Below are 20,594 nucleotides of genomic sequence, written 5' to 3' on the forward strand. Positions count from 1 at the left end.
CTCTTAAATAGATTACTTGTTACGACGACGTACGATGTACTTGTCAGTGCGCTTGTTCTTACGGGTCTTGAAGCCTTTAGTTGGCATACCCCAAGGAGATACTGGGTGACGACCACCCGAAGTACGACCTTCACCACCACCGTGTGGGTGATCGATTGGGTTCATCACAACACCACGAACGGTTGGACGAACACCACGCCAGCGGCTAGCACCAGCTTTACCCAGTTCACGTAGCATATGCTCAGAGTTACCAACTTCACCGATTGTTGCACGGCCTTCAGAAAGAACTTTGCGCATTTCACCAGAACGTAGGCGAAGGGTTACATATGCACCGTCGCGAGCGACGATTTGTACGTATGCACCAGCAGAACGAGCAATTTGTGCACCTTTACCAGGCTTCAGTTCAACACAGTGAACAGTAGAACCTACTGGGATGTTGCGCATTGGCAGAGTGTTACCTGCTTTGATTGGCGCATCAACACCAGACTGGATCTGATCACCAGCTTGAATGCCTTTTGGTGCAATGATGTAGCGGCGCTCACCGTCTGCGTACAGAACTAGAGCGATATTTGCGCTACGGTTTGGATCGTATTCTAGACGCTCAACTTTCGCTGGGATACCGTCTTTAGTACGTTTGAAGTCAATTACACGGTAGTGGTGTTTGTGACCACCGCCGATATGACGTACTGTGATACGACCGTTGTTGTTACGACCACCGTTCTTAGAGTTTTTCTCTAGAAGAGGTGCGTATGGCTTACCCTTGTGCAGGTCAGCGTTAACAACTTTAACTACATGACGACGACCAGGGGAAGTCGGCTTACATTTAACAATAGCCATTTCTCAACTACTCCTGTTATTCTGCACCGCCAATGAAGTCAAGATCCTGACCTTCTTTCAGAGTCACGTACGCTTTCTTAACGTCGCTGCGGCGACCTTCGCGTAGACCCTGACGTTTGGTCTTACCCTTGTTGATAAGAGTATTTACAGACTTAACTTCAACTTCAAATAGCTTTTCTACAGCTGCTTTGATCTCTTTTTTAGTTGCATCTTTTGCTACTTTGAAAACGATAGTGTTCGCTTTCTCTGCAGCCATAGTTGCTTTTTCAGAGATATGTGGAGCACGTAGAACCTTTAGTAGACGCTCTTCATTGATCATGCCAGCATCTCCTCAACTTGCTTAACAGCATCCGCTGTCATTAGAACCTTGTCGAACGCGATCAGGCTTACTGGGTCGATACCAGCAACGTCACGTGCGTCAACTTTGTATAGGTTACGAGCAGCTAAGAATAGATTCTCTTCTACTTCGCCAGTCACGATTAGAACATCGTTAAGCTCAAGTTCTTTAAGCTTAGCTACTAGCTCTTTAGTTTTTGGAGCTTCTACTGAGAAGTTGTCAACAACAACTAGACGTTCTTGACGAACAAGCTCAGAAAGAATGCTCTTCATAGCACCGCGGTACATTTTTTTGTTTACTTTTTGGCTGTGATCTTGTGGTTTCGCAGCAAAAGTAATACCACCTGTACGCCAAATCGGGCTACGGATTGTACCAGCACGTGCACGGCCAGTACCTTTTTGACGCCAAGGCTTAGCACCACCGCCAGATACTTCAGAACGAGTTTTTTGAGCACGAGTGCCTTGACGAGCACCTGCTGCGTATGCAACAACTACTTGGTGTACAAGAGCTTCGTTGAACTCACGTCCGAAAGTAGTTTCGGAAACAGTTAGTGCGTCAGCACCTTTAACCATCAATTCCATTACTTACTCCTAGACGTTATGCTTTAACAGCTGGTTTAACGATCACGTCGCCGCCAGTTGAACCTGGTACTGCACCTTTGATAAGAAGCAGATTGCGCTCAGCGTCAACACGTACGATCTCTAGGTTTTGAGTCGTTACACGCTCAGCACCCATGTGACCTGCCATTTTCTTGCCTTTAAATACGCGACCTGGAGTTTGGCACTGACCAATTGAACCAGGAGCACGGTGAGACAATGAGTTACCGTGAGTCATATCTTGAGTACGGAAGTTCCAGCGCTTAACAGCACCTTGGAAACCTTTACCCTTAGATGTACCAGTAACGTCTACTTTTGTAGTTTCGTTGAACAGTTCAACAGTCAGTTCAGCACCAACTTCGAACTCTTCGCCGTTTTCTAAACGGAATTCCCAAAGACCGCGGCCAGCTTCAACACCTGCTTTCGCAAAGTGACCAGCTTCTGGCTTAGATACACGGCTAGCTTTCTTAGCACCAGCAGTTACCTGGATAGCTGCATAACCATCGCTTTCAAGAGTTTTCACTTGAGCAACACGGTTAGCTTCTACTTCAACAACTGTTACTGGGATAGAAACGCCTTCTTCGGTAAATACGCGGGTCATACCCACTTTACGTCCGACTAGACCAATCATTCTTCTAATCTCCCTTAACCTAGGCTAATTTGAACGTCAACGCCTGCAGCAAGGTCTAGACGCATCAGAGCATCAACAGTTTTGTCTGTTGGCTCAACGATGTCGATTAGACGCTTGTGAGTACGGATTTCGTACTGGTCACGAGCTTTCTTGTTAACGTGTGGAGAGATAAGAACAGTGAAACGCTCTCTACGAGTAGGCAGTGGAATTGGACCACGAACCTGTGCGCCGGTACGTTTTGCTGTTTCTACGATTTCCGCTGTAGACTGGTCGATCAGTTTGTAATCGAAAGCCTTAAGGCGGATACGGATACGTTGGTTCTGCATGAGACAGAGCTCCAAATTAAATAAATTACACAAACAATATCGCCACTCAGACTCGTCAAGACGAGAGAATGCCGATTGATTCATGTGAAACCGTAGCTTCCAAGATTAGGAAGCATTGTCAGTTAAATTTGAATTAACTATTACGCTAATATTTTATTAACCGCGAACATAAGCTGAGTATACATTACCAGACTAAAAGCCTGCTCCTCAGTGCTCATTGGTTCACAACTGGCTAGGCCAGTGCGCGGTATTATACAGATTGAAGAGGGGGTTGCAAGTGGTGGGTGAAAAACAGGCAAAAATATTTCTCTTTCCTCGCTCCCATGCTGCGCGTGGGAATGCATACAGAGGGTAAAGCATATGTAGAACACACAACTGATTCCCCATAAAGAAATGGCTAAAAAACAGATTCGTTGTGGTGAAGCCAGATACGCATTCCCACGCTGGAGCATGGGAACGAGGAGCGCCCAAAACCCAGCACCTAATTCCCCTACAAACGCAAAAAGGGAAGCCGAAGCTTCCCTTTTTCAGATGCGCTTTCTTTCGAAAACGGATCGCTACAAAATCATTCGAAATTATTCGAAGATTTTAGCAACAACACCAGCACCTACTGTACGGCCACCTTCACGGATCGCGAAGCGCAGACCTTCGTCCATTGCGATAGGAGCGATTAGCTCAACAACCATTTGGATGTTATCGCCAGGCATTACCATTTCTACGCCTTCTGGTAGAGAGATATCACCAGTTACGTCAGTTGTACGGAAGTAGAACTGTGGACGGTAGCCTTTGAAGAATGGAGTGTGACGACCACCTTCATCTTTTGACAGTACGTATACTTCAGACTCAAACTTAGTGTGTGGAGTGATTGAACCAGGTGCAGCCAGTACTTGACCACGCTCTACTTCGTCACGCTTAGTACCACGTAGTAGGGCACCAACGTTTTCACCCGCACGACCTTCGTCTAGAAGCTTACGGAACATCTCTACACCAGTACAAGTTGTAGTAGTTGTTTCTTTGATACCTACGATTTGTACTTCGTCACCTACAGTCAGGATACCGCGCTCGATACGGCCAGTTACTACTGTACCACGACCCTGGATTGAGAATACGTCTTCGATTGGCATCAGGAACGGCTGGTCTACTGCACGCTCTGGTTCTGGGATGTATGTGTCTAGCGCTTCTGCTAGTTCAACAATCTTGTCTTCCCACTCTTTCTCGCCGTTTAGAGCGCCAAGAGCTGAACCTTGGATTACTGGTAGATCATCACCTGGGAAGTCGTACTCAGATAGAAGTTCACGTACTTCCATTTCTACTAGTTCTAGTAGCTCTTCATCGTCAACCATGTCACATTTGTTCATGAATACGATGATGTATGGGATACCAACCTGGCGGCCAAGTAGGATGTGCTCACGAGTCTGAGGCATTGGGCCGTCAGTCGCTGCTACTACTAGGATACCACCGTCCATTTGCGCAGCACCAGTGATCATGTTTTTAACATAGTCAGCGTGTCCTGGGCAGTCTACGTGTGCGTAGTGACGAGTTGGAGTATCGTACTCAACGTGAGAAGTTGCGATTGTGATACCGCGCTCACGCTCTTCTGGAGCGTTATCGATAGATGCGAAGTCTTTAGCTACACCGCCGTAAACTTTAGCAAGAGTAGTACAGATAGCTGCAGTTAGAGTTGTTTTACCGTGGTCAACGTGGCCGATAGTACCAACGTTTACGTGCGGTTTCGTACGTTCAAATTTTTCTTTAGACACGATCGTGTTCCTTCCTAGTTATGATTCGCCCCGATTATCGTTCGGGGCGCGCCAGAATTTGCTATTTTATGCGTCAACTTTCGTCAACGCAACACATTCATTGTGACAATGATTGTTTAACAACGCTCTGCAATAATAGCATCTGCTACGTTTTTCGGCACTTCAGCGTACTCGGAAAATTCCATAGAGTATGATGCGCGGCCTTGAGTTGCAGAACGCAGATCGGTTGCGTAACCAAACATCTCTGAAAGTGGGACCTGAGCACGAATGATTTTCAGGCCTGCATGACCTTCATCCATACCTTCGATGATGCCGCGGCGACGGTTAAGATCACCAACTACATCACCCATCCAGTCTTCAGGTGTTGTTACTTCAACCTTCATCATTGGTTCAAGAAGAACAGGTTGTGCTTCAAGCGCACCTTTCTTGAACGCCATTGAGCCAGCGATTTTAAACGCCATCTCGTTAGAGTCAACATCATGGTAAGAGCCATCAAACAGCGTAGCTTTGACATCCAGTACAGGATAGCCGGCAAGCACACCGTTATTCATCTGCTCTTCGATACCTTTCGCTACCGAACTGATGTATTCCTTAGGAACCACACCGCCCACGATCTCGTCTACGAACACAAATCCTTCACCCTGCTCTGCCGGTTCCAGTTTCAGCCATACATGACCGTACTGACCACGACCGCCAGACTGGCGAACAAATTTGCCTTCAACTTCAGTTTTACCACGGATTGTTTCACGGTAAGCAACCTGAGGTTTACCCACGTTACAATCCACACTGAATTCTCGTTTCATCCGGTCAACGATGATATCCAGGTGCAGTTCGCCCATACCTGAAATCAGTGTCTGACCAGTTTCATCATCGGTTTCTACACGGAAAGACGGATCCTCTGCGGCCAGTTTACCCAGCGCAACACCCATTTTTTCCTGATCAGCTTTAGAGCGTGGCTCTACCGCAATCTGTATAACCGGATCAGGGAACTCCATACGCTCCAGAATCACTTTGTGGTTCTGATCACATAAGGTATCCCCTGTTGTAACATCTTTAAGTCCAATCGCTGCTGCAATATCACCGGCGTGAATTTCTTTTACTTCTTCACGCTTATTCGAGTGCATCTGTACGATACGACCAAAACGCTCTTTCTTCTGTTTCACTGAGTTGTAAACAGAATCACCAGAGTTTACGACACCGGAGTAAACACGCATAAAGGTCAGTGTACCGACAAACGGGTCCGTCGCGATCTTAAACGCCAGCGCTGAGAATGGTTCTTTGTCATCAGCATGACGCTCAATTTCGTTGTCGTTCTCATCAACACCCTTGATTGCAGGTACATCAACAGGAGCCGGCATAAACTCAATTACCGCATCCAGAACAGCCTGTACACCTTTGTTCTTAAACGCACTACCACAAGTGGCCAGTACAATTTCGTTGTTTAGTGTACGGGTACGCAGACCCAGTTTCAGCTCTTCTTCTGTCAGCTCACCTTCTTCAAGGTATTTTTCCATCAGCTCTTCGTTGGCTTCGGCTGCCGCTTCAACCATGTGGTTGTGCCACTCTTCAGCCAGCTCTTGCATATCAGCCGGAATTTCTTCATAAGTGAAGGTCATGCCCTGATCGGCTTCATTCCAGTTGATTGCTTTCATCTTGATAAGGTCGATGACACCTTTGAATTCGTCTTCCGCACCAATATTTAGCTGGATTGGAACCGGATTCGCACCAAGACGATCTTTAATTTGGTTAACTACGCGCAGGTAATCTGCGCCAGCACGGTCCATCTTGTTGACAAAGACCATACGCGGAACGTGATATTTGTCAGCCTGACGCCATACTGTTTCTGACTGAGGTTCAACACCAGAAGCCCCACAGAACACCACGACGGCACCGTCAAGCACACGCAGAGAACGTTCCACCTCGATGGTGAAGTCTACGTGTCCGGGAGTATCGATGATATTGATTCGGTGTTCGTCAAACTGTGCTTCCATACCACGCCAGAATGTCGTAGTCGCAGCGGAGGTGATAGTAATACCACGCTCTTGCTCCTGCTCCATCCAGTCCATGGTCGCAGCACCATCGTGCACTTCGCCGATTTTATGAGAAAGGCCGGTGTAGAATAGAATACGCTCAGTTGTGGTTGTTTTACCTGCATCTACGTGAGCACAGATACCGATATTACGATAACGCTCAATAGGAGTTTTACGAGCCACGATTGTATCCCTCTGTAGCTAAGGTTTTCCCCAAAATAAGGTTTTCCCTTAGAGAAAAGAATAAGTGCTGCGAGAGGACCTCGCAGCACAAAAGGTCGATTACCAGCGGTAATGAGCGAACGCTTTGTTCGCGTCTGCCATACGGTGAACGTCTTCACGTTTCTTAACAGCAGAACCTTTGTTTTCTGACGCGTCCAGCATTTCAGCAGCCAGACGAGCAGCCATAGATTTTTCACCACGCTTACGCGCAGCTTCAACCAACCAACGCATAGCAAGTGCGTTACGGCGAACCGGACGTACTTCTACAGGAACCTGGTAAGTTGAACCACCCACACGACGAGATTTAACCTCTACCGCTGGGCGAACATTTTCAAGAGCTTCTTCAAATACAGCTAAGTGGTCTTTGCCAGACTTCTCAGCCATAGTATCTAGTGCACCGTATACGATTTTTTCAGCAGTTGATTTCTTACCGTCAACCATAACGATGTTTACAAATTTTGCCAGCAGTTCAGATTTGAACTTAGGATCTGGAAGGATCTTACGCTGACCAATAACGCGACGACGTGGCATGGATTTTCTCCGTTGTCTTCTTCAGGTTATCCAAAACTTTACAGTTTCTTCAAAAATTAAAAATAATTTAGTGTTTGGCCTTACTTAACGGGGATCCATTAAGACTTAGGACGCTTCACACCGTACTTAGAACGACCTTGTTTACGGTCGTTTACGCCAGCACAGTCAAGTGCGCCGCGAACAGTGTGGTAACGCACACCTGGAAGGTCTTTAACACGACCACCACGGATAAGAACAACTGAGTGCTCCTGAAGGTTGTGACCTTCACCGCCGATGTACGAAGTTACTTCGAAGCCGTTTGTCAGACGTACACGACAAACTTTACGAAGTGCTGAGTTAGGTTTTTTAGGTGTAGTAGTGTAAACACGAGTACATACACCACGTTTTTGTGGGCACGCTTCTAGCGCAGGCACGTTGCTTTTAACAACTTGCTTTACGCGAGGCTTGCGTACCAACTGGTTAATAGTTGCCATTAACTAGCTCCTGATATTACTTAAAGTAAGCTTTGTGAAAAATCTATTTCCCTCAATGCATCATGTACATTTAGGGACGCAAAATTCTATGCAGGGATGATAGGTGTGTCAAGGAATAAACGGATCTTTTTTATACAACAGGAAAATCTGGAAATGGTTACCTGCTATGGCAGGCTCACTGTCTACCAGGTCATTGAGGTTTCATTGTCTTCCGTTAACACCACAAAACCAGAAAAATCAATCAGCTCCACATGGTTCAGTGGCAACTTTTCCAGGCCTCTGGCTTTGACGTCCGCATCCAAAACATAAAAAGGGTTTGCATTCTGAGTCAGTGCGATATGTGAGGCATGCTCCGCCAACGCTGCATAAACGCCGTCTTCAACCAGAAGAATAGGGTCTTCGGCATCCACATAAGCCAGTGCCTGAGCCAGTGCCTGATGGTGTTTTACTATATGCAGCATAATATTATGTTTACCTTAATGTAGTCAGTCCGGAAACGTCAGAAAGTGATAACTTTACGGCATTCATTCAGCCTGGAGCCAATTTCAGACCGGGGAAGTACATTTCCTTCAATGGCTAAATCTGTCTGATTTAAACCATATTCTTTCATTGATGACTGACAGATAAAAACATCGTCAATGTCATATAAGTCCATTAACTTAAACGCTGGTAGGTAATCTCTGGAATAAATAGATTTGGTATCCTGCCCGGAGATCAACTGAGTCACACCGTCTCCAATAAAAAATACCTGAAGATCTTCACTGTATGCTGATGTTGCCAGTAAAGCATCCAGCCCTTCTCGCCCCTGTGTCGTGCTGTGCGGGTGAGAACGAAATACAAATGCAATCTTACTCAAAACTGTACCACCCTATCCTGAGTCAGCAATGCTTCTGCCAGACTGCCCAGACCAACCTGTTCAAACCCGTGTGCCAGGTTGTGATGATCCCGGTTATGCTGCTCAGCTTCCTGTTTGCTTAATACCCCTCGACGGAGTGCGGCAGCGACACAGGTTTCCAGATTAATGCCATGTTCCAATGCCAGCTTCTGCCAGGCCTGAGTCAAATCAAATTCATCGTTGGCCGGAACGACCAAATCGGAACCGTTATGCACCCCTTCCTGATAAAAGAACACAGAATTCAGTTTATGGCCTTTTTCCAATAGCGCACAGGCAAAACCATAGGCATTGCGTGCCGACTGGCTGCCATACACGGATCCGGTGACCAAAAGGGTGTAACTCAGGCTCACTTATCGCCTTCCTCTGTTTTACGCTGTCGTATATAAAGATAGACGGTATGTTTGGAAATGTTCAACCTTTCTGCCACCCGGTTAATCGCATCTTTGATATCAAAAATACCTTTATCGTACAGATCCATCACTATCTGGCGATTTTTGGTGTTATTAGATACGGATTTATCGCCGTTAATCTCTTCAATAGTATGCTCTACCGTCTGATCCACCAGCTCGACCACATCACTGGCGAAGTTGACTGAAGAGGCGGCTTCTTTGGCCTCCTCCGTCGGCATAAAGGATTGCAGGATCTGAGAAAAAGGCGCGTCCAGATTGATGTTAATACAGAGCAAGCCAATCACCCGGTTATTACCATTCCGTATGGCAATAGTAATGGACTTCATCAATAGCCCACCTTTTGCCCGGGTAAAATAAGGACGGGAAAAGTTACGCTCTGAGCCCTCGATATCTTTCAACATCTTAAGCGCCATATCCGTAATCGGCGAACCGACCTGGCGTCCGGTGTTTTCCCCATTGGCAATCCTAATCGCCGAGGTATCCAGACTTTCCAGAGAGTGGAGAACTATTTCACAGAAAGGCCCAATCAAACTTGCCAGACCATCTACCACCGCTTCATAAGATTTCAAAATCGTGAGATCTGCTTCGGTAAATGGCTCTACCACTATGGATTCCATTTCAAGTAACGCATCCGCGTGTAATGCTTCGGTAGTAGTCACGTTTCTAGCCTTAGAACAAATTATCAACAAATTGATGTAATTTTATCAGAAAATTTGAATCGCGCACCGGTTTGGGTCAATTATGAGGGGCTTATTAATAAAAAAGACCCGGAAATTCCGGGTCTTCCTTCATTCAGAGGCTTCTTCAGTTCAGACTATGGCGGTCAGAGATTACTCAGCCGCAGCGTCAGAACCCGCCTCTTCAACATCTCCGTTATCGATGCTGATCAGCTCAACTTCGAATACCAGTGTTGAATTAGCCGGGATAGACTGAGTATCCTGCGGGCCGTATGCCAGTTCTGGCGGGATAACGAATTTGTACTTGGAGCCAACCGTCATCAGTTGCACGCCTTCAGTCCAGCCAGGAATCACCCGGTTCAGTGGGAAAGTCGCGGTCTGATTGCGGTCATATGAACTATCAAACTTAGTGCCATCAATCAGAGTACCCACATAGTGTACTTCTACGGTATCTGTTGCAGCTGGCTTTTCGCCTTCAGCCGGAGTCAGTACCTGGTATAGAAGACCGGTGTCTGTTTTTTCTACGCCTTCTTCTTTTTCGAACTCCGCACGGAAATCATCACCAGCCTTTTTATTGGCTTCAGCTTTTTCAGCGGCTTGCTCCTGCATCTTCGCGGCAACTCGCTTATCCAGCTCTTCCAGAACCTGACGGGTTTCTTCTGCTGTCAGAGATTCTTTTTCTGAGAAAACATCGTCAATGCCCTGCAGAACCAGCTCTTTGTTCAGTTCGATACCAAATTCAGCCGGCTTTTCGATACTGGTCGCCAGATAGTTAGCGAAAGACACGCCAATAGCATAAGCCGCTTTGTCATCTTCTGAAGTAAATTGATCCAGTTTACTTGTTTCTGCAGCAGGTGCTGCCTGTTCCGTTTGTGCCTGTGGCGCGGTTTCTGCTTCCGGCGCTTCCTCTTTCTGACAACCAACCGCAAGTAGTACGGTTGCAGCTAATAGGGACACTTTAAAAAAAGGTTTCATCAAGTTCTCCAGTCTCATGGCTAAGCCATTTTTTATTCCTGCACATTCCAGATAACGGTTTTATCATCACTGTGTGCAAATGTTTTGTGGTATCAATATACTAGGTCTATGCCTGTCGACACAAACCGGAATTTCTATTGTGATGCGAACAATCTCTCATTCAGCACTTATTCTTGTTGTCAGCATATTGTTGACCGGCTGTCTTTTTTCTGACAGTGATGATCAACGCTGGCTTATTGAAGAAGATGGCTCAACCAGCTTTGCCCTGAGCAGAGACGGCCATTTTGCGCTTCTTTACTCAAAACAACGTCAATTACTCCTGTGGGACTTACAGGACAATATAGAACTGGCAGAACTGGGAAAACAAGATCCGGCAGGAAATACGGTTTCACATATCCGCATCTCCGATAATGGCCGTTTTGCCATTACCGCCACACAACAGAACTTTGCAGTCTGGGACCTTTCCTGGACACAGGCCAGAGGGTTGTGGTCAATATCAGACGGTATCATCCGCGACGTCGATATCTCCAGTAACGGCGAACAGGTTCTGCTGGGACTATCCAACGGTAAAGCCATCTACGTCAACTTAGTCACCGGAAGACGGATGGAGTTCCTTGCTCACCGGGAAAAAGTCAATTCAGTCTCACTGTCACCTAATGGCCGGTTCGCCCTTTCCGGTGGTAATGACTACAAGGCCTACTTGTGGGATACCCGCTCTGGTCAGGCTATATACCAATTCGAGCACGATGCCCGAATCAACCGCGTTGCGTTGCACCGGGATGGAAAGCTGGCTCTGACCTCCGACGGTGCGAACGATGCCTATATCTGGGATCTGAGCACCGGAGAAAAAGTATCAGAGCTAAAATCATTTTCCAGGCAACTGATTTTCAAAGCAGCCCGTTTTTCTGATGATGGTAAGATGCTGGTTACCGGCACGCCATCGGGAAGAATTTATTTGTGGGATACCCAGAGTGGTGAAAAAATACAGGGCTGGGATTCTTTACCGCTAAAAGATGCCCGCCCACCGACCGCAGTAGTGTATGATGCCGCCTTTGATCACCAGAACAGAGTCATATCGGCGACCTCTGCTGGTGTTGCTCAGGCATGGACAATAGATGAATAAGCGATGAATGACAAACGATTACAGGAACAGGCACAACGTATTGACGCTCTGGAATGCCAGTTAGCCTTTCAGGAACAGACCATCGATGAACTGAATGAGGCACTCAGCCAGCAGCAACTGCTGATCAATAAAATGCAGGAACAGATGCGTTTTGTGGTGGGTAAAATTAAGAGTATGAATACATCGAATCTGGCCGATGAGTCAGAAGAGACCCCGCCGCCGCATTACTAGAGACTAGAAGAGAATACAGAGCGCTTCGCTTTCAGAATACAGAAAAACCACGGTTATTCCTGACAATATCAAGGAATAACCGTGGTTTTATAGTTTCTGGCAGCGCAGCGTTCTAGTTTCTAGAAGGACGCCTGCGTCCGCTCTGAATTCTGTAATCTACACGCTCTTAGTGCGAGCAGCCACAACCTTCGTCGTTACCGCCACAGCAGCCATCTTTGCCTTCGCCTTCACAGTCATCGTCGCCGTGGCTACAGCCGCAACCACCTTCCTGATGAATATGGCCATGCTCGACTTCAGTGTCTGTCGCCGCACGGATACCAACCACTTCAACGTCAAAAGACAGCGACTTACCAGCCAGCATGTGGTTACCGTCAACGACTACGTCTTCGCCATCCACTTCAGTCACTTCAACCTGGATCGGACCCTGATCGGTTTCCGCCATAAAGCGCATGCCCACTTCAACATTCTCCACACCCTGGAAAACGTTTGCCGGTACACGTTGCACCAGTGCATCGTTGTATTCACCGTAAGCATCTTCTGCAGCAATAGTCACAGAGAACTTGTCGCCCACTGCTTTGCCTTCCAGTTCTTTTTCCAGGCCAGGAATCAGATTATTATGACCGTGCAGATAATCAATCGGTGCTTCCGCAGTCGATTGATCAACCACGACGCCATCTTCCAGTTTAACCTGATAGGCAAGGCTGGCTACTGAGTTCTTTTCAATTTTCATACTTTCTCCAGAGAAACGTGGGCTCTAAGATCGTTTGATCTGTATACCCTCATCATTATGGGGATGATTTTGCCAAACACAATCATAGATTCCTTCAAAACAGATAAAAATTTGCCTATAAAACGCTCAAGCTTGCGTATCAGCATGAAGTTACTGAGTTATTGCCAATGATCCGGAGAATGGCGATCACTTTCCATCTCAATACTGAATATCTCTTCCAGCTCCTTACGAGCTTCTTTGGCTGCCAGTACCGGCTCTTTATCAGAACTATGCTGAGGCAGCAGTTCGGCCAGCATACTGGTATCAAGGTGTGCAAAATGATCCGCCGCCCGTTTTGCCTGGTAAGGGTGCATCCCCAGTTCCGTGAGTAGTTGACGCCCCAGATCCAAGGCACCGGAAAAGGTTTCTCTGGAATAGTTACGCACACCGGTACTTAACAACTGATAGGCTTCTATACGGCTCCGGGCCCGGGCCAGTATTTTCAGCTCAGGAAAATGCTGCTGGCACAATTCAACGATATGCATCACTGCCTCCGGGTTGTTGGTGCAAATCACGATAGCTTCGGCCTTATCCGCTCCGGCAGCGCGTAACAAATCCAGCTGGGTGGCATTACCGTAAAAAACCTTATAGCCGTACTTACGTAACAGCTGTATCTGACTGGGATCACTTTCCAGGACGGTAATACGCACTTTATTGGCGTACATCAGCCTGCCGATCACCTGACCAAAACGCCCGAAACCGGCAATAATCACTTTAGGGTTGTGATTTGCAATTTCCGACACGCCCTCATCCTGTCCGGTCATATTTATCGTATTGGAGAACCAGCGGTTCTGCACCAAAAGAATCAGCGGCGTGGTCACCATAGATAAGCTGACCACCACCAGAAGAAATGAGGTCAGCTCCGGATCCAGCAGGTTTTCGGCCTGTGCGGCCGTAAATAGCACAAAGGCAAACTCGCCCCCCTGACTAAGAATCGCGGCCATTTTGCTACGCGCTTTTGAACGGGTACCGAACAGACGAGCCAACAGATACAGGATCAACCCTTTCACCACCACCAAAGCTGCAACAGCCAACAGGATTTTCACCGGTTCCAGCGCCAATAGCCCCAGATTCACTTCCATACCTACCGCGATGAAGAACAGCCCCAGCAACAATCCTTTGAAAGGTTCAATGGCAATTTCCAGCTCATGGCGGTATTCACTCTCAGCCAATAAGACGCCTGCCAGAAAGGTACCCAGCGCCATGGACAGCCCTATCTTTTGCATAATCAGCGCGATGCCGATCACCAGCAGCAGTGCTGCCACCGTAAACAACTCTCTGACCCGGCTAAGTACCACATAGCGAAACAGAGGACGAAGCAGAAAATGGCCACCGACCAGAAAAGCCGCGACGCTGCCCAGTGTCCACAGTGCACTCAGCCAGTCTCCGCCACCGTTGCCTGCCAACATCGGGAGAATCGCCAGCATGGGAATGACTGCAATATCCTGAAATAACAGCACCGCAAAGCCGGACTGTCCCGCTTCGGTGCCTTCCAGCCGCTGCTCTTCAATGACCCTTAAGGCAATCGCGGTCGATGACAGGGCCAGCCCCATCCCCACAGCAAGACTGCTCTGCCAGCTAATGCCCAGCAGATTACATATTCCGGACAGGACCAGTGTGGTCAACACCACCTGTGCACCGCCCAGGCCCAGAATCGGTCGCCGCATCTGCCACAGCTTGGTTGGGTTCAGTTCCAGACCAATCAAAAACAGCAGCAGTACCACACCGAATTCAGCAAAATGAAGGATGGCCTGCACGTCGCTGATCAATCCAATCCCCCAAGGACCAATCACAACCCCGGCCAACAGATATCCCAACACCGATCCCAACCCGAACTTCTGGGCAATGGGTACGGCTATCACCGCAGCCGACAGAAAAATCACGCTGTTATGTAATACATCACCGGTCATTGCCATTTTCCACCTCCGGGGAGTTTTTTGCCTGCTGTGATCCTTTTGCATCCGTAGTACAGTCTGCCCGTCCGTCATCAAGTGGATTCAGCATCCATTGGCGGTATAACCGGGCATGCTCTTGCAGTTCCGCCGTGGAGGCGTGTCTCGCCCAGTACAGAACCAGCGGCTCAATCCAATGCATCTGGCACAGGGCGGCCGTCAGTTCAAACGGCTGCAGAATTTCTTCCATCGGATAACGGTTATAGCCAGAAGCACCAAACGCCTTCTTCGCGCCTCCGGCGGTAATGACACTGCGCCAGTATTTATCTTTTAATGCGCACCCTTTCCCGAAGGCAAACCCTTTCCCCAATACCCTGTCCAGCCATTCTTTAAGGAGAGCAGGACAGGAATACATATACAGAGGATGTTGAAACACAATAATGTCATGGCTCAGTAAAAGCTCATGTTCATGTTTCACGTTAATAAAGAAGTCCGGATAATGGGCGTACAGATCATGAAACGTCACATTGGGCAGATCTTTCACCTGACTCAGTATCGCCTTATTTGCCACAGAGGCATCCGGATCCGGATGGACATAAATCAGCAGTATTCTGGGAGGGGTACCCTCAACTGAAGAATAGTTATTTTCTGGCATAGCAAACTTCCTGTCTGACTCTTCTGCGATAACATCGCCTGAATCGAAATTGTTATTATTTTGTTGTTCCATCATATCGTAATTTTATAAATAATCGACATTTGCGGCCATTCCCCCTACTATTCCCGCTTCATTGCTCAATTCATCCGGCTCAGACAAAAAATTTCTATGATTACGTTTTCTGATATCCAACTCCTGCGCGGCGGTAAACCTCTTCTGGAACAGGCATCCGCGACCATTCATCCCGGTGACAAAGTCGGTCTGGTGGGAAAAAACGGCTGTGGGAAATCCACCCTGTTTGCTCTGATCAAAGACGAACTGTCGATCGACGCAGGCTCTTTCTCCTGCCCGGCACAGTGGGAGATGGCGTGGGTTGCACAGGAAACACCGGCACTTGAGCGGGCAGCATTGGAATACGTGATCGACGGTGATCGGGAATATCGCCGTTTGGAAGACGAATTAACTGAAGCAGAACAGGCCGATAACGGCACGCTGGCCGCTGAGCTGCACGGAAAAATAGACACCATTGGTGGCTACACCATCCGGGCCCGGGCAGCGGAACTGCTGGATGGTCTGGGTTTTTCTCAGGAACAGATGAGCTGGAGCCTGACGCAGTTTTCCGGTGGCTGGCGTATGCGTCTGAACCTGGCTCAGGCGCTGTTATGCCGATCCGATCTGCTTCTGCTCGATGAACCAACCAACCACCTAGATCTGGATGCTGTGATGTGGCTGGAACGCTGGCTGCAGAATTATCCGGGCACCCTGATCCTGATCTCCCATGACCGGGATTTTCTGGATCCCATCGTGAACCGCATCATTCATGTCGAAAACCAGCAGTTGAACGAATACACGGGTAACTACTCTTCATTTGAAGACCAACGCGCTCAGAAACTGGTTCTGCAACAGGCTATGTATCAGAAGCAACAGAAAAAAATGTCGCACATGCAGAGCTATATCGACCGCTTCCGTTACAAGGCCTCCAAGGCAAGACAAGCCCAGAGCCGGATTAAGGCACTGGAAAGAATGGAAAAGGTGCTGCCAGCCCAGTTCGATAACCCGTTCAGCTTTGAGTTCCGTGAACCTGCCGCCCTGCCTAACCCTATCCTGATGATGGATGAAGTGTCTGCCGGTTATGGTGATAACCTGATCCTTGAGCAGATCCGCCTGAACCTGGTACCGGGCAGCCGCATCGGTCTGCTGGGCCGTAACGGTGCCGGTAAATCGACCCTGATCAAGCTGCTGTCTGGAGAGCTAAAACAGGCGGGTGGCGAACTGACCTACTCTCAGGGGGTTAAGATTGGCTACTTTGCTCAGCACCAGTTGGAAACCCTGCACCCGGAAGAAACGCCTCTGCAGCATATGATGCAGATCGCCCCGGACAAAACCGAGCTCGAACTGAGAAACTATCTGGGCAGTTTCGGCTTTCAGGGCGACAAAGCACTAGAGAAGGTTGCCCCTTTCTCTGGCGGAGAAAAAGCACGACTGGTGCTGGCGCTGATCGTCTGGCAAAAGCCGAACCTGCTGCTGCTCGATGAACCGACCAACCACCTGGATCTGGATATGCGTCAGGCACTGACCCTTGCCCTGCAAACCTTTGAGGGTGCCATGGTTATCGTCAGCCACGACCGTTACCTGCTGCGTGCGACCACCGATGACCTCTACCTTGTCCATGACCGTCAGGTAGCACCATTTAACGGCGACCTGAACGACTACTATAAGTGGCTGACTGAACAAAATAAGGCCGAAAAGCGAGAAGCTCAGCCGGAACGGGAAGCTAAAGATACCGCCAACAGCGCTGCTGGCCGCAAGGAACAGAAACGCCGCGAAGCCGAATTCCGAAAACAAACGGCCCCACTGCGCAAAAATCTGGAAAAACTGGAAAAGCGGATGGATAAGCTGGGTGAAACGCTGGCACAAGCAGAGGAACAGCTGGCCGATACCGACCTGTATCAGGCGGAAAACAAAACCCGGCTGAATGAAGTGATGGCGCTTCAGGCCAGTACAAAATCTGAGTTAGAAGAGGTTGAAATGGAATGGATGGATGCCCAGGAGACGCTGGAGCAGATGACAGCGGAATTTGAACAAACGGCTTAAAAAAATGAGGAGGGGGTTGAAGGAAAACCACCCTCCTCAATGGACTGAGACGTTCGCTAACTCATCACCTTGTTTTTACTCATAACCTTGCTTTAACTCATCACCTTATTCGGTAACCAGGTCACCACATCCGGGAAAATCATGCAGATAATCAGTACCACCAGCTGAACCAGAATAAATGGTGTTACTGACTTGTAGATATCCATCATGGTAATGCCTTTCGGCGCAATCCCTTTCAGATAGAACAAGGCAAAACCGTATGGCGGAGTCTGCACCGCAATCACAATATTCAGGATCATCAGTACCCCGAACCAGATAGGGTCGTAACCCAGAGCCACCGCAACCGGCGTGAAGATCGGTGCGCACATCAGCACAATAATGAATTCATCGATCACAAAACCGAGCAACAACATGATGATCTGGAACATGATGATGATCATGATCGGCGGCAGATCGATATCCTGAGCAAACCCGGCCACCATGCTCTGCACACCCATCAGCAGATGGAAGTTACTGAATACCGAAGCCCCCAGAATGATCCACATCGCCACACTCACCAGTGTTGCGGTCTGCAGACCGGACTTCATAATGATGGCCGGTTTAAAACGCTTAAACAGAATAGACAGGATAATGGCACCCACCACACCAATCGCACCAGACTCGGTTGGAGTGGCAATACCCGCAATAATACTGCCCAGTACCGCCACTATAAGTAGCAGTGAGGATGCACCGTCACGAATGGTCCGGAACAGCTCAAAACCTTTTGGTACTTCAATCTCGTTATCTGCATCTAAAGGAGCCCTTTCCGGACGCATTTTGCACGAAACCACCACATAACTGATCAGCAGGACAATCGTGATCAGAGCCGGAACCATAGCCCCGAGAAACATTTTACCCACGGAGTTCTGTGTCGCCGAAGCAAACATAATCATAGGAATGCTCGGTGGGATAAGGATCCCCAGCGAGCCACCCGCCATAATAACGCCCAAAGCTAATCGCTTATCGTAGCCACGCTCCAGCATTGGTTTCAGCGCAATACTACTGGAGGTCATGATACCGGCACCAATGATCCCGACCATAGCCCCGATCATAGAGCAAACCCCGATCACACTGATCGCCAGGGATCCACGCACGCGACCGATAGCCAACTGGCTGGCATTAAACATGGCATCGCCGATACCGGATCGAGTCAGGATCTGTCCCATATAGATATAAAGCGGAATAGCCAGAAGAATGAAGTTAAAGAACGTGGACTCTACTGTCGTCGGTATAATATTAAACAGAGCCTCGCCCCACACCACATAACCAACTCCCATGGCTATTGCGCCTAATGCCAAACCAACCTGAGCCCCTAACGCAAAAGAAGCAAGAATGCACAGCAACAGAACGACCGTTAACCACTCAATACTCATTGGCTTTCTCCTTGCTTGCCATAACCACTTTGGACGAATCCACCTTAAAAGGCTGCTCCGCCATGGCAGAATCAAATTCTACCTCTTCCTGCACCAGCTCCCTGCCGGTAATCAGATAAAACACATGACCAATAAACTGTGCTAAATATTCAGCAATAAAAATGACCGCTGAAACCGTAATCATCAGCCAGAAGTGATGCACTGCCGGTGCCCATTCACTCTGGGTCCGGTAATTCAGCCTCAGGCTCTCCAGGAAATGTTCACCACAGGTTTTAGCCATCAGTACCAGAAATCCGATAGCCAGTACTGCCGTTACAAGACTGAAGCCTCTTTGTACCTTTTCCGGTACCGTGGCATAAAGGATATCCACGTTAATATGCGTTCCTTTCTGCTGCGCATAAGCGCCACCCAGTGCAGAAATATAGCCAAACAAAAACAGGGACACGTCATAGGCCCAGATAGTCGGGGCATCTAAGATATAGCGGGCAAAGACTTCAAAGGCGACGATCGCCGCCAGAACCGGCATCAGATAAGCGACCGATTCCCCGATGCGTTTCACGATATAACGTACGCTACGGCAGTACAGAAGTAATATTCTTTCCAACATAAGCACCTCAAACCAGACAAGGTGAGCCGGGGCTCACCTTGTGTTATCCGTTATTTATTTTCCAGAATATCGATCAGCTGCTTGGAGTATTTATCCTCAGCGGCATATTCTGCAGCCAGAGATTTACCCGCCTGTTGCCATGCCAGCTTATCCGCCTTAGATGGTGCAGGGCTCCATTTCAGACCTTTCGCTTCCATATCAGCAACCGCCTGTGATTCCCAAAGAATTGATTTGGTCATCTGCTCCTGTGCATGCACGGTCGTTGCTGCTTTTACAATCGCCTGCAGGTCTTTCGGCAGCTTATTCCATGCTTTATTGTTCACAATAATTGGCAGAACCTGAGCACCCGCCAGAGGCAGTGGATACATATATTTCGCCACTTCCACGTGGTTACCGTCGCGGTGATCAATCATGTTAGAACCGATGGAACCGTCGATAATGCCAGTCGCCAGTGAGGTGTAGATTTCACTCCACGCCAGAGAAACCGGGGAAGCTCCAAGGTTACGCAGAAACTTACCGTAAGCGCCCGGCGCACGGATCTTCATGCCTTTGAAGTCATCAATCGACTTAATTTCTTCTTTGGTGATGATATACACCGGTGGCTGAATATAAGGGTCCAGCCAGACCAGTCCCTGATCGCCATAGGCTTTTTTCAGTACGTCAGCCCAGCCTCTTTCTTGGAACAGAGTAGATAGCTCACCCACATCATCCGTGCCGCCCGGCAGACCGATTTCCACAACACCTGCAGGCAATTCACCGGCATGCATAGACTGGAACGGTGCCCCCATCGTGATCAGACCCGATTTCACAGCGTTCAAAATACCAGTGGTACCAACACCTTCACCGGAATACAGAACCTGAACCGAGATCCGGCCATCAGACATTGTCTCGATATTCTTTGCCAGATCTTCATACACCTCACCAAAGGCGGTACCACGACCATACAAGTTAGCAAAGCGCCAGTTATAGTCAGCGGCATAAGTCGCAACAGACGCTGTCAGCGCACTCACTCCCAGAGATGCAGCCAACAACGTTTTCAATAATTTCTTTCCTTTTAAACCAAACATAGAACGTCCTCTCTTCCTGATTTGTCTGTTCACTTCATTCAATA

General features: G+C 48.3%; 23 protein-coding genes. 3 read left to right on the forward strand and 20 right to left on the reverse strand.

What is annotated here, in order from left to right:
* Positions 1-12 precede the first annotated feature (12 nt).
* From rplB to fkpA, 14 genes are all read right to left on the reverse strand, one after another.
* Positions 13-837, reverse strand: coding sequence for a 50S ribosomal protein L2 (gene rplB / locus DI392_RS09400; RefSeq protein ID WP_109319654.1), 825 nt, complete (start codon positions 835-837; stop codon positions 13-15).
* Between the two features lie 16 nt (positions 838-853).
* Positions 854-1,156: a 50S ribosomal protein L23 gene (rplW, locus tag DI392_RS09405; RefSeq protein ID WP_109319655.1), complete on the reverse strand. Its 303-nt coding sequence runs from the start codon at positions 1,154-1,156 to the stop codon at positions 854-856.
* Complete coding sequence (rplD, locus tag DI392_RS09410) at positions 1,153-1,755, reverse strand: 50S ribosomal protein L4 (protein ID WP_109319656.1); 603 nt, start codon at positions 1,753-1,755, stop codon at positions 1,153-1,155. The genes rplW and rplD overlap by 4 nt, the downstream gene beginning before the upstream one ends.
* 16 nt (positions 1,756-1,771) lie before the next feature.
* Positions 1,772-2,401, reverse strand: coding sequence for a 50S ribosomal protein L3 (gene rplC, locus DI392_RS09415; RefSeq protein WP_109319657.1), 630 nt, complete (start codon positions 2,399-2,401; stop codon positions 1,772-1,774).
* 14 nt (positions 2,402-2,415) lie between these two features.
* The gene (gene rpsJ / locus DI392_RS09420; RefSeq protein ID WP_109319658.1) at positions 2,416-2,727 is read right to left on the reverse strand and encodes a 30S ribosomal protein S10; all 312 of its coding nucleotides are present in this window, start codon (positions 2,725-2,727) and stop codon (positions 2,416-2,418) included.
* A gap of 575 nt (positions 2,728-3,302) precedes the next feature.
* Positions 3,303-4,487, reverse strand: coding sequence for an elongation factor Tu (gene tuf, locus DI392_RS09425; RefSeq protein ID WP_109319659.1), 1,185 nt, complete (start codon positions 4,485-4,487; stop codon positions 3,303-3,305).
* A gap of 116 nt (positions 4,488-4,603) precedes the next feature.
* A complete protein-coding gene (gene fusA / locus DI392_RS09430; protein WP_109319660.1) occupies positions 4,604-6,700 on the reverse strand; it encodes an elongation factor G in 2,097 nt (698 codons plus the stop codon).
* 99 nt (positions 6,701-6,799) lie between these two features.
* The gene (gene rpsG / locus DI392_RS09435) at positions 6,800-7,270 is read right to left on the reverse strand and encodes a 30S ribosomal protein S7 (protein ID WP_109319661.1); all 471 of its coding nucleotides are present in this window, start codon (positions 7,268-7,270) and stop codon (positions 6,800-6,802) included.
* 98 nt (positions 7,271-7,368) lie between these two features.
* Complete coding sequence (gene rpsL / locus DI392_RS09440; protein WP_004737194.1) at positions 7,369-7,743, reverse strand: 30S ribosomal protein S12; 375 nt, start codon at positions 7,741-7,743, stop codon at positions 7,369-7,371.
* A 182-nt stretch (positions 7,744-7,925) separates the two neighbouring features.
* On the reverse strand, positions 7,926-8,204 hold the full coding sequence (gene tusB / locus DI392_RS09445) for a sulfurtransferase complex subunit TusB (RefSeq protein ID WP_109319662.1): 279 nt from the start codon (positions 8,202-8,204) through the stop codon (positions 7,926-7,928).
* Positions 8,205-8,242: 38 nt separating this feature from the next.
* Positions 8,243-8,599, reverse strand: a complete 357-nt coding sequence (tusC, locus tag DI392_RS09450; RefSeq protein ID WP_109319663.1) for a sulfurtransferase complex subunit TusC — start codon at positions 8,597-8,599, stop codon at positions 8,243-8,245.
* Positions 8,596-8,988, reverse strand: a complete 393-nt coding sequence (gene tusD / locus DI392_RS09455; RefSeq protein ID WP_109319664.1) for a sulfurtransferase complex subunit TusD — start codon at positions 8,986-8,988, stop codon at positions 8,596-8,598. Before tusD ends, tusC begins: the two co-directional genes overlap by 4 nt.
* Complete coding sequence (locus tag DI392_RS09460) at positions 8,985-9,665, reverse strand: helix-turn-helix transcriptional regulator (RefSeq protein ID WP_425445687.1); 681 nt, start codon at positions 9,663-9,665, stop codon at positions 8,985-8,987. The genes tusD and DI392_RS09460 overlap by 4 nt, the downstream gene beginning before the upstream one ends.
* Positions 9,666-9,878: 213 nt before the next feature.
* Positions 9,879-10,700, reverse strand: a complete 822-nt coding sequence (fkpA, locus tag DI392_RS09465; RefSeq protein WP_109319666.1) for an FKBP-type peptidyl-prolyl cis-trans isomerase — start codon at positions 10,698-10,700, stop codon at positions 9,879-9,881.
* A gap of 142 nt (positions 10,701-10,842) precedes the next feature.
* Between fkpA and DI392_RS09470 the strand changes: the two genes are divergently transcribed.
* Positions 10,843-11,823 (forward strand): WD40 repeat domain-containing protein, encoded by a 981-nt coding sequence (locus DI392_RS09470; RefSeq protein ID WP_109319667.1) that lies wholly within the window; start codon positions 10,843-10,845, stop codon positions 11,821-11,823.
* A 3-nt stretch (positions 11,824-11,826) separates the two neighbouring features.
* Positions 11,827-12,054 carry a SlyX family protein gene (locus DI392_RS09475; RefSeq protein WP_109319668.1) on the forward strand — a complete coding sequence of 76 codons (228 nt, stop codon included), beginning with the start codon at positions 11,827-11,829 and terminating at the stop codon, positions 12,052-12,054.
* Between the two features lie 166 nt (positions 12,055-12,220).
* On the opposite strand, the gene slyD is transcribed toward DI392_RS09475, so the two are convergent.
* From slyD to kefG, 3 genes are all read right to left on the reverse strand, one after another.
* A complete protein-coding gene (slyD, locus tag DI392_RS09480) occupies positions 12,221-12,784 on the reverse strand; it encodes a peptidylprolyl isomerase (RefSeq protein ID WP_109319669.1) in 564 nt (187 codons plus the stop codon).
* A gap of 158 nt (positions 12,785-12,942) precedes the next feature.
* Positions 12,943-14,739 (reverse strand): glutathione-regulated potassium-efflux system protein KefB, encoded by a 1,797-nt coding sequence (kefB, locus tag DI392_RS09485; RefSeq protein WP_109319670.1) that lies wholly within the window; start codon positions 14,737-14,739, stop codon positions 12,943-12,945.
* A complete protein-coding gene (kefG, locus tag DI392_RS09490; protein ID WP_109319768.1) occupies positions 14,723-15,370 on the reverse strand; it encodes a glutathione-regulated potassium-efflux system ancillary protein KefG in 648 nt (215 codons plus the stop codon). Before kefG ends, kefB begins: the two co-directional genes overlap by 17 nt.
* A gap of 168 nt (positions 15,371-15,538) precedes the next feature.
* Here kefG and DI392_RS09495 point away from each other — a divergent pair, with 168 nt between their 5' ends.
* The gene (locus DI392_RS09495) at positions 15,539-17,464 is read left to right on the forward strand and encodes an ABC transporter ATP-binding protein (RefSeq protein WP_109319671.1); all 1,926 of its coding nucleotides are present in this window, start codon (positions 15,539-15,541) and stop codon (positions 17,462-17,464) included.
* Positions 17,465-17,556: 92 nt separating this feature from the next.
* Here the strand turns inward: DI392_RS09495 and DI392_RS09500 are convergent, their stop codons facing one another.
* Genes DI392_RS09500 through DI392_RS09510 form a run of 3 tightly spaced genes read right to left on the reverse strand, consistent with a single transcriptional unit; the run spans position 17,557 to position 20,550 of the window.
* Positions 17,557-18,876: a TRAP transporter large permease gene (locus DI392_RS09500; RefSeq protein ID WP_109319672.1), complete on the reverse strand. Its 1,320-nt coding sequence runs from the start codon at positions 18,874-18,876 to the stop codon at positions 17,557-17,559.
* The gene (locus DI392_RS09505) at positions 18,866-19,483 is read right to left on the reverse strand and encodes a TRAP transporter small permease subunit (protein ID WP_109319673.1); all 618 of its coding nucleotides are present in this window, start codon (positions 19,481-19,483) and stop codon (positions 18,866-18,868) included. The genes DI392_RS09500 and DI392_RS09505 overlap by 11 nt, the downstream gene beginning before the upstream one ends.
* 50 nt (positions 19,484-19,533) lie before the next feature.
* On the reverse strand, positions 19,534-20,550 hold the full coding sequence (locus DI392_RS09510) for a TRAP transporter substrate-binding protein (protein ID WP_109319674.1): 1,017 nt from the start codon (positions 20,548-20,550) through the stop codon (positions 19,534-19,536).
* Positions 20,551-20,594 lie beyond the last annotated feature (44 nt).

The organism is Vibrio albus (assembly GCF_003144035.1).
GTDB classification, from domain to species: Bacteria; Pseudomonadota; Gammaproteobacteria; order Enterobacterales; family Vibrionaceae; genus Vibrio; species Vibrio albus.